The sequence below is a fragment of the Cupriavidus sp. 2SB genome (assembly GCF_005503625.1).
GTDB lineage: Bacteria > Pseudomonadota > Gammaproteobacteria > Burkholderiales > Burkholderiaceae > Cupriavidus.
This window is the reverse complement of record NZ_SCMX01000057.1, coordinates 1-12,965: the sequence shown is the minus strand read 5'-3', so window position 1 is coordinate 12,965 and position 12,965 is coordinate 1. Positions and strand designations below refer to the sequence as shown.

Annotated in this window: 12 protein-coding genes; 7 read left to right on the top strand and 5 right to left on the bottom strand. The window is 65.0% G+C overall.

Translation table 11 applies throughout. The annotated features are described in order from the left end of the window. Nucleotides 1-29 precede the first annotated feature (29 nt). The 4 genes from FFS21_RS22785 to FFS21_RS22770 are packed head-to-tail and all read left to right on the top strand — an operon-like array spanning nucleotide 30 to nucleotide 3,971. Complete coding sequence (locus tag FFS21_RS22785) at nucleotides 30-1,322, top strand: MFS transporter (RefSeq protein ID WP_137927004.1); 1,293 nt, start codon at nucleotides 30-32, stop codon at nucleotides 1,320-1,322. Then, complete coding sequence (locus FFS21_RS22780; RefSeq protein ID WP_137927003.1) at nucleotides 1,319-1,969, top strand: response regulator transcription factor; 651 nt, start codon at nucleotides 1,319-1,321, stop codon at nucleotides 1,967-1,969. Before FFS21_RS22785 ends, FFS21_RS22780 begins: the two co-directional genes overlap by 4 nt. A 17-nt stretch (nucleotides 1,970-1,986) precedes the next feature. Next, on the top strand, nucleotides 1,987-3,291 hold the full coding sequence (locus tag FFS21_RS22775; RefSeq protein WP_137927002.1) for a helix-turn-helix transcriptional regulator: 1,305 nt from the start codon (nucleotides 1,987-1,989) through the stop codon (nucleotides 3,289-3,291). Between the two features lie 44 nt (nucleotides 3,292-3,335). Further along, complete coding sequence (locus FFS21_RS22770) at nucleotides 3,336-3,971, top strand: Vgb family protein (RefSeq protein WP_137927001.1); 636 nt, start codon at nucleotides 3,336-3,338, stop codon at nucleotides 3,969-3,971. 6 nt (nucleotides 3,972-3,977) lie between these two features. Here the strand turns inward: FFS21_RS22770 and FFS21_RS22765 are convergent, their stop codons facing one another. Continuing rightward, nucleotides 3,978-4,889, bottom strand: a complete 912-nt coding sequence (locus FFS21_RS22765) for a bestrophin family protein (RefSeq protein ID WP_137927000.1) — start codon at nucleotides 4,887-4,889, stop codon at nucleotides 3,978-3,980. Between the two features lie 81 nt (nucleotides 4,890-4,970). Then, nucleotides 4,971-5,990 (bottom strand): MBL fold metallo-hydrolase, encoded by a 1,020-nt coding sequence (locus tag FFS21_RS22760; protein WP_137927026.1) that lies wholly within the window; start codon nucleotides 5,988-5,990, stop codon nucleotides 4,971-4,973. Nucleotides 5,991-6,295: 305 nt separating this feature from the next. Between FFS21_RS22760 and FFS21_RS22755 the strand changes: the two genes are divergently transcribed. Then, nucleotides 6,296-6,850, top strand: coding sequence for a ferritin-like domain-containing protein (locus FFS21_RS22755; protein WP_137926999.1), 555 nt, complete (start codon nucleotides 6,296-6,298; stop codon nucleotides 6,848-6,850). Between the two features lie 167 nt (nucleotides 6,851-7,017). Here the strand turns inward: FFS21_RS22755 and FFS21_RS22750 are convergent, their stop codons facing one another. The 3 genes from FFS21_RS22750 to FFS21_RS22740 form a co-directional block, all read right to left on the bottom strand. Next, the gene (locus FFS21_RS22750; protein WP_249359568.1) at nucleotides 7,018-8,067 is read right to left on the bottom strand and encodes a DUF1254 domain-containing protein; all 1,050 of its coding nucleotides are present in this window, start codon (nucleotides 8,065-8,067) and stop codon (nucleotides 7,018-7,020) included. A gap of 166 nt (nucleotides 8,068-8,233) precedes the next feature. After that, a complete protein-coding gene (locus FFS21_RS22745; protein ID WP_137926997.1) occupies nucleotides 8,234-8,623 on the bottom strand; it encodes a hypothetical protein in 390 nt (129 codons plus the stop codon). Between the two features lie 84 nt (nucleotides 8,624-8,707). Then, nucleotides 8,708-10,483 (bottom strand): cytochrome c biogenesis protein DipZ, encoded by a 1,776-nt coding sequence (locus FFS21_RS22740; protein WP_137926996.1) that lies wholly within the window; start codon nucleotides 10,481-10,483, stop codon nucleotides 8,708-8,710. Between the two features lie 237 nt (nucleotides 10,484-10,720). On the opposite strand from FFS21_RS22740, the gene FFS21_RS22735 reads away from it, so the two are divergent. Both FFS21_RS22735 and FFS21_RS22730 read left to right on the top strand, forming a co-directional pair. Continuing rightward, a complete protein-coding gene (locus FFS21_RS22735) occupies nucleotides 10,721-11,464 on the top strand; it encodes a response regulator (protein WP_137926995.1) in 744 nt (247 codons plus the stop codon). Next, nucleotides 11,461-12,762: a sensor histidine kinase gene (locus tag FFS21_RS22730; protein WP_137926994.1), complete on the top strand. Its 1,302-nt coding sequence runs from the start codon at nucleotides 11,461-11,463 to the stop codon at nucleotides 12,760-12,762. The genes FFS21_RS22735 and FFS21_RS22730 overlap by 4 nt, the downstream gene beginning before the upstream one ends. The last annotated feature ends 203 nt before the right edge of the window (nucleotides 12,763-12,965 follow it).

The window sequence follows — 12,965 nt, the reverse complement described above, 5'->3', positions numbered from 1 at the left end:
GACAGCGTTTCACCGAAGGTAAAAGAAAAATGACAACAAAAGCAGGCAGGGAAGACGTGGCGTGGGGGAGTTTGCGCCCGTCCTGGTACGCAGAACTCGGCCCGGCGGGGCAGCGGACCTTCAAGGCATCGTTTGCCGGCTGGGCCACGGACGCGTTCGATTTCATGGTGTTCAGCTTCGTGCTGGCATCGCTGATCGATCTGTGGAGCCTCGACCGTGCACAGGCCGGGCTGCTTGGCACCGTCACGCTGGTTGCCTCGGCAATTGGCGGATGGGTGGCCGGCATGCTGGCCGACCGCTACGGTCGCGTGAAGGTGTTGCAGGGCACGATCCTGTGGTTCTCGGTGTGCACGCTGGGCATCGGCTTTGCGCAGAACTTCGAGCAGGTGTTCGTATTGCGCGCGCTGCAGGGGCTGGGCTTCGGCGGCGAGTGGGCCGTGGGCGCCGTGCTGATCGGCGAGATCGTCGCGCCCAGGCATCGCGGCAAGGTGGTGGGGCTGGTGCAGAGCGGCTGGGCTGTAGGGTGGGGCGCGGCGGCCATCCTGTACAGCATCGCGTACTCGGTGCTGCCTGAATCGATAGCGTGGCGCAGCCTGTTCTGGGTGGGCATCCTGCCCGCGCTGCTGGTGATCTACGTGCGCAACAACGTGCCGGAGCCCGAGGTCTTCAAGAGAGCCGACACCGCGCGCAAGCAGGGCAAGTCGACCTCGATCTGGGTCATCTTCTCGCCTGCGCTGCTGCGTACGACGATTCCCGCCGCATTGCTCTGCACCGGTATCCAGGGCGGCTTCTACGCGATGTCCACTTGGCTGCCCACCTACCTGAAGCTGGAGCGCAACCTGTCCGTGCTCGATACGGGCGGCTACCTGATGGTGATCATCGTCGGGTCGTTCTGTGGCTACATGGTGGGTGCGTTCCTGGCCGACTACTGGGGACGGCGGCGCAACTTCATCCTGTTCTCGGCGCTGTCGCTGGTTTCGGTGTCGATGTACCTGACACTGCCGCTGACCAACAGCGAGATGCTCTGGCTCGGGTTTCCGCTGGGCTTTGCCTCGTGCGGCATTTTCAGTGGACTGGGGGCTTACCTGACCGAGTTGTATCCGTCGGACGTACGCGCCAACGGCCAGAGCTTCACCTACAACTTTGGCCGGGGCATCGGCGCGCTGTTTCCCGGACTGGTCGGTTTGCTCAGCCATTCCAGCAGCCTTGCCACCGCCATTGCCACATTCTCCGGTGCCGCGTATGGCGTGGTGCTCCTGATGGTTCTGATGCTGCCTGAGACCAAGGGCCGCTCGCTTGACAACGTGGAGGTGCCGCAATGACTGCCTCGATGACTCCCCCGATGATTGCTTCCGAACAACGTACCGTCCATATCGTGGACGACGACGACCTGGTGCGTGAGGCGCTCGCCAGCCTGCTGGAATCCCTCGACCTGAACGTCCGCGCGTTTGCATCGATTGCAGAATTCCTGGAATGCCCGCCGGTGGATGGTCCCTGCTGCCTGGTGCTCGATGTGCGCCTGCGCGGGCAAAGCGGCCTGGCGTTCCAGCGATCCATCGTGGACAAGGGCCAACCGCATATGCCGATCATCTTCATGAGCGGCCACGCCGATATTCCGATGACCGTGAGGGCGATGAAGGCCGGTGCGGTCGACTTCCTGGCCAAGCCGTTCCGCGAGCAGGACATGATCGACGCGGTGATCGCAGCGCTGGAGCATGACGCCAGGCGCCTGGAGAACGAGCAGTCGCTGCGCGGCCTGCGCTCGAACTGGGAAACGCTGACCGTACGGGAGCGTGAGGTACTGCGCCACCTGGCCTCCGGTCTGGTGAACAAGCAGATTGCCGCGGCGATGGGCGTGGCCGAAATCACGGCCAAGATTCATCGCGGTAGTGCGATGCGCAAGATGAACGCCCGCACCGTGGTGGAAGTGGTCTACAAGCTGCAGGCGCTGGGAGGCATCGCCGCGTAACCATTGCAGCGTCATCCGTGGACGCCCTGATTACCGCTGCCGCACGTGCCCTGGCGGCAGGCGATCCGCTGGGCGCCCTGAACCGCGTGGCCCTGCGCGATGATCCGCCCGCGCTGGCACTGCGCGGTATCGCCATGGCCCAGCTTGGCGATTTGCCGCGTGCCCGCGCACTGGTGCGCGCCGCGGCGCGGGGCTTTGGGCCGAGGGAAGCCGTGGCTCGTGCCCGCTGCGCAGTGGCCGAGGCCGAGATCGCGCTGGTCTCCCGCGACCTTGGATGGCCCGAACGCTCTCTCGATGCAGCGCGAAAGGTGCTCCAGACCCATGGCGACCTCGCCAATGCCGCGCATGCTCAGTACCTGATCGCGCGGCACCAGTTGCTCGTCGGGCAGATCGTTGCCGCCGAATCGACGATTGCCGATATCGATCCTGTCCAGCTTCCATCGCCCCTGCGTGCAGCGCATGAACTTGTCGTGGCCGGGATTGCGGTGCGGCGCCTGCATGGCGCGGCAGCGCAGGCGGCCATGACTCGTGCTGCCGAAGCCGCAGCGCAGGCCGGTATTCCTGCGCTGCGGGCTGAGGTGGAACATGCGGCGCTGGCCTTGCGGACTCCGGTGGCGCGTCTGCTGGTGGAAGGTGCCTCGCAGCCGATGATGCTGCAAGACGTGGAGCAACTGTTCGCATCCGATGTGCTGGTGATTGACGCCTGCCGCATGAGCGTGCGCCAGCGTGAGACCGTGGTGCAGTTGGCGCGGCGCCCCGTGCTGTTCTCGCTGGCGCGCGCACTGGCCGAGCCGTGGCCGGACAATGCGCCGCGCGATACGTTGATCGCTCAGGCTTTCCGGACTCGTCATGCCGATGAGACGCATCGCGCCCGGCTACGTGTGGAGATCGGTCGATTGCGCGCGGTCCTCGCATCGTTGGCCGATATCAGCGCCACGCCGCGTGGGTTTGCACTGATGCCGCGTGACACAACGCGCGTGGCTGTGCTGACGCATCCGGTAGAGGAACCCTATGTTTTCTCCCCTCTCCCACTGCGCGGGAGAGGGGAGCGCATAGCGGGTGGCGTTGGCCTTTACGACGCGCGCGGTGTGCTCCCTGCGGCGGTGCTGGCCTGCCTTTCCGATGGCGAGTCATGGTCCAGTTCCGCCCTCGCCCTGGCCCTCGGCACAAGCCAGCGCGCGGTGCAGCGCGCACTCGAAACATTGGCCGAGGCAGGCAAGGTCGAACCCGTGGGGCGTGGCCGCGCGCGGCGCTGGATGACGCCGGTGCCACCCGGTTTCGCGACGGCGTTGTTACTCCCTGTGCCGCTGCCGGGCGCGTAGCATGGTTTGCACACCCACACGGCAACAAGCCGAAGGAGACCACCATGAAGCGATCCAATGCCGAAATCCTGCAGGAATACGGCCCCTTCCCGGGCCACGACACCGTGCATGGCCTGACCTACGATGGCCGGCAGGTCTGGTTCGCCGTGGGCGACAAGCTGCTGGCACTCGATCCGGCCAGCGGCAAGACCGGGCGTGCCATCGACGTGCAGGCCGATGCCGGCACCGCGTTCGATGGGCGCTTCCTGTACCAGATTGCCGAGCGTCATATCCAGAAGATCGATCCGGCAACCGGCAAGGTGGTGTCCACCATCCCGGCGCCTGGCAATGGCAATGATTCGGGCCTGACCTGGGCGGAGGGTTCGCTCTGGGTGGGCCAGTACCGGGCGCGCCAGATCGTCCAGGTCGATCCGGAAACGGGCAACGTGCTGCGTACCATCGAATCGAACCGCTTCGTCACGGGTGTGACGTGGGTCGATGGGCAACTGTGGCACGGCACCTGGGAGGGCGAGCAGAGCGATCTGCGCGGCCTGGACCCGAAGACGGGCAAGGTGCTGGAGACCATCGACATGCCGCAGGGCGTGGGCGTATCGGGACTCGAATACGATGGACGCGACCGCTTTTACTGTGGCGGCGGTGAAAGCGGCAAGGTTCGCGCGGTCAAGCGCTCGGCTGGATGATGGCGCTCAGGTCTGAATGAATCCGTTCGGTGCCGGCGCGGCGGTCCGTGGCAGCTCGCCAACCATCTCCAATACCGTGGATTCGATCATGTAAGACATGGCCGAGAGCGCGAGATCGTTGGCTTCCTCACCGAACGGTTCCTCGATCTCCGCGCTCAATGCTTCCAGCGCAAAGAAGGTATAGGCGATGAAGCAGACGATGACCGGCGTCATCAGCCCGATGCTGTCGAGCAGTCCGAACGGCAGCAGCGTGCAGTACAGATAGATGCAGCGGTGGATGATCACCGAGTAGGTGAACGGGATGGGTGTGCCGGCCAGCCGCTCGCAGCCGCCCAGCGCAGTGCTCAACTGGCTCAGCGATGTTTCCATCGGTAGCGCCAGCGATGGGGCCAGTTGCCCGCGACGGATCTGCTCGCCCACCCATTCGCCGGCCATCAGCAGCGCGATAGCGGGCTTATATTTCGCGGCCTGCAGACGCGCTGCGCCGGTCTCATCGAGGAACTTGCCGATATCGGCGGCGGCATCGGTGCCACGTAGTTGATGGCGCAGCGCATGGACAAAGGCGCAGAGCCGATAGGCGAGGGCTTGTGCTGCCGCACGGTCGCCGACGAGCGTCAGTGCCTGCCGCGTCAGCGAGCGTGATTCGTTGAGCACGCTGCCCCACAGCGTGCGGCCTTCCCAGAAGCGGGCGTAGCTCGTGCTGTTGCGAAAGCCCAGGAAGATCGCCAGCGTCAGGCCGATCAGCGAGAACGGTACGAAGTTCAGGGATACCTTCCAGTCACCGATCCGACCATGCGCCAGCGTGATCAGCGCGGCGAACAGCGTGACGCCGACCAGCTGCGAGGTGATCCGGGGCAGGACCGAGCCTCGCAGCACAAACAGCATGCGGAGCCAGTGAAGCGGCGGGCGGACGATCATCGTGAGGGGGCGAGCTTTTTTGCGGAACGCCTATGTTCGCACGTTCGCAATCCCGATGCGTTGTCGCCCGGACGCGTCCGCTCAGCGGTCGCTGCGGATCGGTCCGAATTCCACCGGCACCCAGGCGTAGCCGTTGTGCTCACGCCGCACATGGCCCAGCCCCGGGAAGGGCAGGTGCGCACCACCCACCCAAAGCTGGTTCTTGGCGGCGTCGGCCATCATGCGCTTGCGCGTCTGCACGGCCTGGTGGCTGTCCACGTCGAATTCGATGGCGATGTTCGGGCGACGGAACTGCGTGGCATGGCTGTGCACGATATCGCCCCACAGCAGCAGGCTTTCCTTGCCCGAGGTGAACAGGTAGCCGGTATGGCCCGGCGTATGGCCGCGCGCGACAACGGGGCGCACGCCCGGCACCGGCTGCTCGCCTGCGGCGGCATCGAAGGTCTTGAAGTGCTGCGCGGCGATGTACGGGGCAATCGCCTTCTGGGCCATCTCGAAGAACGGCTTGCCGCCCTCGGGCGCGGCGGCCGTGTTGGATTCGCTGAGCCAGTAGTCGGCATCGGCCTTGTCGGCGCGTACCGTGGCGTTCGGGAACACCATCTTGCCGTCGGCCGTGGTCAGGCCGCAGGCATGGTCGCCGTGCATGTGGGTCAGCAACACCGTATCGACCTGTTCCGGCGTGTAGCCAGCGGCGCGCAGGTTGTTCAGGATGCCGCCCAACGTGGGGCCGAAGCAGGCTGCCGCGCCGGTATCGACCAGCACAAGGTGCGTGCCGGTGTTGACGAGGTAGGCGTTGACGGCGGTCTGCACGCCGGGCGTCGATTTCACGAACATGCGCGCCAGCAGGCTTTGCACTTCACGCGCGCTGGTGTACTTCAGCAGCTTGGTGTCGATGTCGATGTAGCCATCGTAGAGCGCCGTGACTTCCAGCTGGCCCACCATCATGCGGTAGTAGCCGGGAACCTGTGTCTTGAGCTGCGCGGGCGGCGCCGCGTGGGCCACGCCGGTGGTCAGTGGCAGGGTGGCGGCCCCCATGGCAACGGTAGCTGCGGTCAGGAACATGGCGGACAGGCGCCGTGGCAAGCTCGACTTTATCGACATCATTGGTGACTACCCCCTGGATTCTTGGTGATGTTTCATGGTTCGCACGGTAAATGCGCGAAACGTCACCCTACGCTCGTTGGCGTCAGCGAACAAGTTGGGCCTTGGCATGACAGGGACATACACAGGGCGGACGGTCGTTGCAGGCATCACCGGGTGGATTTTGTAAAAAACGCACGCCGTGATGCGGAGCGCCACGGAATTACCAAGGCTGGCGCCGTGGCATCGATATTGCCTGCGGGGTAAAAGTCCGCCGCCTACGCAGCATCGCGCGGAACCATTCGAACGATTACGAAGGAGTCCCCATGTCTGATAACCAACCGTTCCTGACCGACATCAAGACGCTGCGCGAGCGCGCCCGCAAGCACATCGACGACGGCGCGGTGACCGCCGGGTACGACGCCGACCGTGCCACGGTAATCAAGCTGCTGAATGATGCACTGGCCACGGAAATCGTTTGCGTGCTGCGGTATCGCCGGCACTACTTCATGGCGAAGGGTCCGAACTCCAAGGGTGTGGCCGACGAGTTCCTGGCGCACTCCAACGAGGAGCAGGGCCATGCCGACCAGATTTCCGAACGCATCGTGCAACTCGGCGGCGAGCCGGACCTGTCTCCTGACAGCCTGGTCTCCCGCAGCCACGCGGAGTATGTGGAGGGGTCCTCGCTCTCCGACATGATCAAGGAGAACCTCATCGCCGAACGCATCGCGATCGACACCTATCGCGAGATCGTGCATTACATCGGGGAAAAAGACCCGACGTCACGCCGGCTGATGGAAAGCATCCTGGCCGTGGAGGAAGAACACGCGGATGAAATGCTGGATCTGCTGGCGGCGAATCCGGATGAGAAGCCGCACTAAAGTTTGAATCACTGATTGTTTTCTCCCCTCTCCCTCCGGGAGAGGGGCGGGGGAGAGGGCAAGCGGTGCAAATTACGATGTAATCGGCAAGCAGGACCTCCTGCCCTCTCCCCTAACCCCTCTCCCGCTCGCGGGAGAGGGGACCACGTTGACGGAATGCTTGAACCTCACTTCACCGCCACCGCCTCCGGAAACACAAACTTCCCGTTCAGCACTTCCTTCTTCGGCTGGTACAGCCGCACCGTGTAGTTCCATCCTTCCATGATGGGCAGGCAGTTGAACGTCTGCGCATCGCAGTTGCCGAACTGGATCTTGATGCTGCCATCGGTCTCGCGCCGGGCCGTCACATTGTTCAACGTATAGGCATTGGCTTCGTTCTTCTCGAAGTAGCCCTTTGCGTTGTAGACGCTGACCGACCAGAAGCCGTCCACGGGCACTTGACCCACTTTCAGCCGGTACACGGTCTTGCCGTCGTTCTGCTTGGGCGTGACGTTGAGGTACTGGGCATCGCGATCCGGATTGCCGCCCCAGCCTGCGGCCGTACCGATGATGTGCTTCAGCGAATCGACTTCGCCCTTCTTGCCGAAGGACTGGTGGAAGTCAGGCATCACCGAGGCCAGCACCAGTAGCGCATCGCGGATCTTCTTCTGGCCTGCGGGGTCCCAGTTGGGCAGATCAAGCTTGCCGGGCGATGCCTGGCTGACCTGGATGGCATCCTGCAATGCATGCACGCGCTTGGCGTCTGCGGGATCGTCGGGATCGATCAGCGTGCGGATGCCAACCACCGCGTAACGCGTGCCCACGTTCGCGCGGGTCAGCACACGCTTGCCGGCACCGTAGTACACCGCCTGGGTGTAGTGATCCTCGTTGATGACCTGCATCGAGAAGAACCGCTTGCCCGGATCAGGCATCGTGATGGTCACGGGGCCGGCATCGAGGTCGAACACACCGGACGAGTAGAGCGTGTCGCGGTTGAGTCGGACCACGGTCTGGTGGTCGATCGACGCGGGCTCGCGACGATGCAGGAGTTTGCCAACGCCCCCTTGCTTCGCCAGTCCGGCGAAATACATGTCCGATTCGGCGCGCACGAAGTTGTCGAGCGTGACCGGCACGGTGGCAGGTGCAGGTGCTTGCTGGGCATGCGCCACGCCTGTCGCGGCAAGCGCGGCTGCGACGATGAATGGGCTAACGATTTTCGCGATCTGTGTGGATTTCACTGGCTCACCTCTCCTCGGGATGGAAGACTCCATGGCCGGGGCAGTATGCCGTACGCCTTCACACACGCGAACGCGCGACGAAAGGTGTCAGATCGCGCCTTGAAATAATTGAATGCGATGTCCGGATTCGACTCGAAACCGTCGATTCTGGACGATCAGAAACGTCTTACCGCACTGCCGTGCCGGGCTTGCAGTCCCTGACGTAGCCGGTCACGCGGCCCTGGCTCAGCAGCGGCCGGAAATCGCCGGCGGTGCTGATTTCCACGTTCGTACCCTGCTGTGCGGCGCGCAGGCGGATCAGGTAGGAATAGCCTGCATCGGCGCGGCTGCCATAGCCCACGCGGACATCGACCTTGCCGGGTTCGGGATAGGCCATGACGTTGGCATCGTCACCGAGCTTGCGCTTCAGGCAGAGCACCAGATCGCCCACGCTGGCATCCGAGTGCAGGTCCTTGCCGTCCTGGGCTTCCAGATACTCCACGTTTGTCCCGCTGGCGCAGGCGCCCAGCAAGGGGGGGATGATCGCTGCAAGCAGCATGGCACGAATCCGGGTCATCGATGCTCCTGTTCCTGAAAAGGCATGAGCCGCGATGCTGCCACGGGCGGGCGCGGCGGTCAAAGTCCCGCCGCGCCGCGCCGCTCAACCGAACGTGAACGCGTAAGCCTGCGCGCCCGGGTCCAGGAAACGGATTTCGAAGGTGTGCTCGCCCACTTCGCCCGCTTGCCGCACCAGTTGATAGAGCCGGGTCTGCGTGATGGCACCGTTGCCGTTGGCGTCGATATCGGCGCCGTGGCTCGCGCCGGGCGGCTTGCCGTCGATGGTTACCAGGAACCGCACGGCACGGCCATCGGGGGCCGGCCCCAGCACCAGATGAAGATCGCGCGCCTGGAAGCGGTAGCGGATGCTGCCATCGGCGCGCTCGAGCGCGGCGTGGTCCGGACGCACGGTCCACTGGCCGTTCAGTCCCCACTGGTTCAGGCGCAGGTCGCCCACGGTGTAGTTGCGCGGGGCATCCTGGCGGATGCCGCCCGGCGATGCGAAGTTCGTCGCCTGCTCATAGCCCACGTAGGTTTCGCCGGAACGCAGATCCTTGAGATCGGGGGCGGCCTGCGCACCGGGCGCGTCGGGCGTCACCAGGTCACGCGAGGCGGACGGCTGGCCGGCCTCGGCGAGCAGCGTCTGGATGACGCGCTCCGACTTGCCATAATCCCCCTCGCCAAACTGGTGATGACGGATATTGCCCTGTGCATCGACGAAATACGCAGCCGGCCAGTAGTTGTTGCCCCAGGCGCGCCAGATGCGGTAATCGCTGTCCACCGCCACCGGGAACTTGATCTTGAAATCGGCAATGGCGCGGCGCACGTTTTCGGGATTCTTCTCGAAAGCGAACTCGGGCGTATGCACGCCGACGACCGTCAGGTTCGGATACTTCTCGGCCCAGGCGCGCAGGTACGGCAGCGTGCGGATGCAGTTGATGCACGAGTACGTCCAGAAATAGACCAGCGTGACCTTGCCCTGCAACTGCTCGCGCGTGAGCGGTGGCGAGTTGAACCACTGCACGGCGCCGTCGAACGATTGCATCTTTCCCTCGATGGGCAGGCGGCTGCCAAAGCCAGGGCTGGTGTCGTTGGCGGCCAGCAGCATGCCGGGGTCGGCGGGCACGCTGGCCTGGGCCGATGCCTGGCGGCCGGCGTGGAACTTGTCGATCAGCGTCTGTTCGAGTCCGGCCGTGCTGCCCGTGGAGAGACGCGCCAGCAGGCCCGTATCGGCGCCAAAGGCGATGGCGGTCACACCGGCCAGCACACCGACGCCCAGCCCCCGGCGCAGCCATTCGCCAGTGCCCATCGAGCGCTTCATGGCCGCGAACAGGCGTCCGCCGAGACCGAGTGCCGCCGCCAGCGAGGTGGCCGCACCCGCCGCGTAGGCCACGAGCAGCAGAGAGCTTTGCACGCTGGCGCCTTGCAGGGCCGCCGTGGTCAGCACGATGCCGAGGATCGGGCCGGCGCAGGGCGCCCAGAGCATGCCCGTGGCCACGCCGAGCAGCAGCGATGCCCAGGGCGAGGGGCCACCGTCGGCGAGAACCCCCTGCCTGTTCGTCAGCCGGTTGCCTAGGGCCACCACGGGCCGAGCCAGCCATCCGGCCAGTTGCGGCACCAGCAGCGACACCCCGAACACGGCCAGCAGCGCCAGCGCGGCATAGCGGCCGTACTGGTTGGCTTCCACGGCCCAGGCACCGCCGATCGAGGCCAGCGTGGCCACCCCGGCGAAGGTCAGCGCCATGCCGGCCAGCATCGGCAGCCGTCCGCGCAGGAACGGCTGGGTGCCCCGGCTCAGCACGAACGGCAGCACGGGCAGGATGCATGGGCTCAGGATGGTCAGTGCGCCACCCAGGTAGGCAAGGATCAGCAGGGTCATGGTCGTGTCTCTCTCGGTGGTCTTCTTCGGGTCTGCAGGGCAGGCCAAACGCTGGCATGCCGCCATGAGACGCCTGCCATCTTCCGCAGATGTGTCGTGGAAGCGCCGAGTTGTACCGGATTGTGGGACCCGCGCGGCCAGATACACTGCGATACACGTTGCCTGCGCACCCCCCATACAATGGCGGCCAGCAAGGCAGATCGCCCCCCAGTTCCAGAAAGAAAAAGGTGAATACGCATGGAAACGCACGTGGACCACATCCTGATCGTCGATGACGACCGCGAGATCCGGGAGCTGGTCTCCACCTACCTGACCAAGAATGGCCTGCGCGTGACCATGGCGCCCGATGGCCGCCACATGCGCCAGTTCCTGGATGCCAACGCGGTGGACCTGATCGTGCTGGACGTGATGCTGCCCGGCGATGACGGCCTGGTGCTGTGCCGCGAGCTGCGTGCCGGCAAGCACAAGACCACGCCCATCCTGATGCTGACCGCGCGAGACGACGAGACCGACCGCATCATCGGCCTGGAAATGGGGGCCGACGACTACCTGACCAAGCCCTTTGCCGCGCGCGAATTGCTGGCGCGCATCAAGGCCGTGTTGCGCCGCACACGGATGCTGCCGCCCAACCTGCAGATCACCGAGGCGGGCCAGATCCTGGCGTTCGGTGACTGGCAGCTCGACACCACCGCACGGCACCTGATCGACCAGGAGGGCACCATCGTGGCCCTGAGCGGCGCGGAATACCGGCTGCTGCGCGTCTTCGTGGATCATCCGCAGCGCGTGCTGAACCGTGATCAGTTACTGAACCTGACGCAGGGGCGTGAAGCGGAAATGTTCGAACGGTCGATCGACCTGCTGGTCAGCCGCCTGCGCCAGCGGCTCAATGACGATGCGCGCGAGCCCGCCTACATCAAGACCGTGCGCAGCGAAGGCTATGTGTTCTCGATGCCGGTGGAGATCCGGGAGGCCCGTCAGTGAACATCCGCCACTGGCTGTGGCCGCGTTCCCTGGTATCGCGGCTGTTCCTGATCCTGCTGGGTGGCCTGATCGTTGCCCATCTGCTGTCGTTCGCGCTGCTGTTTTCCGAGCGGTACCTGTCGGCGCGGCAAGTGATGCTCGGCACGCTGGAAACCGACGTGGCCACGTCCGTGGCGATTCTCGACCGCCTGCCAGCGGCGGAGCGGCCCCAGTGGTTGCCGCGCCTGAATCGCGGCAACTACCAGTACATCCTGGGGCCGGGTTTGCCGGGCACGCCCGAGATGACGCAGCGCGGACGGGACATCGCCGAGCGCATCATGGACGCCAGCGGCGGACGGTTTCCGGTGTCCGTGGAAGAAATTCCCGGCGATGGCAAGCGGCTGCAGGCGCACCTGACACTGAGCGACGGCAGCCCGCTGACCATCGACGTGCATCCGCGCATGACGCCTGTGGCGCAGTGGCTGCCGTACACGTTTGTGCTGCAGTTGCTGCTGCTGGTGCTGTGCTGCTGGTTCGCGGTGAGGCTGGCCATTCGTCCGTTGGTGGCGCTGGCCGATGCCGCCGACGCGCTCGATCCGAATACCAAATCGACACCGCTCGACGAATCCGGCCCCACCGAACTGGCCCGCGCCGCGCGTGCCTTCAACGCCATGCGCGACCGCATCGCCAAGTTCGTGGAAGAGCGCGTGCAGATCCTGGCGGCGATTTCCCATGATCTCCAGACGCCCATCACGCGCATGAAGCTGCGCGCCGAGATGGCCGAAGATACCGAGGAAAAGCGCAAGATGGTCAGCGATCTGGCCGAGATCCAGACGCTGGTGCAGGAAGGGCTCGCCTATGCCCGCACCACGAGCGGCGAGGGCGAGAAGCCGTCACGCATCGATCTTGGATCGTTTGTGGAGAGCCTGGTCTATGACTACCAGGACACCGGCAAGGCGGTCAGCATTACCCGGAATGCAGGGGGGGCGCTGACTACGCGGCCCCATGCGCTGCGTCGGATTCTGACCAATCTGGTGGATAACGCGCTGAAATTCGGCGGCGCCGCCGAGCTGGATGTGCGCCGCGAAGCCAATACCGTGATCATTGAAGTGCTCGATCGCGGTCCCGGTATTCCTGAAGACAAGCTCGATGCGGTGCTGCAGCCATTTGTACGCCTGGAAGGCTCGCGCAGCCGGGAGACGGGCGGCAGTGGGCTGGGTCTGGCGATTGCCCACCAGTTGGCGTTGGCTGTGGGCGGATCGCTGAAACTGCGGAATCGTGAGGGCGGGGGGCTGGCCGCGGAGATTCGGCTGGAGTGATCCTCTCCAATCCGACTGTTTGTTCCCCTCTTCCGCTGCGCGGGAGAGGGGCCAGGGGTGAGGGCAGGGCTTTACGCCACTAGCCAAGCTCGTCAAGCACGATACGCTAGCCCTCACCCCCAACCCCTCTACCGCGCAGCGGGAGAGGGGAGCAAATCTGCGCGAGGGCAGGGCTTTACGCCACTAGCCATGCTCGTCAAGCA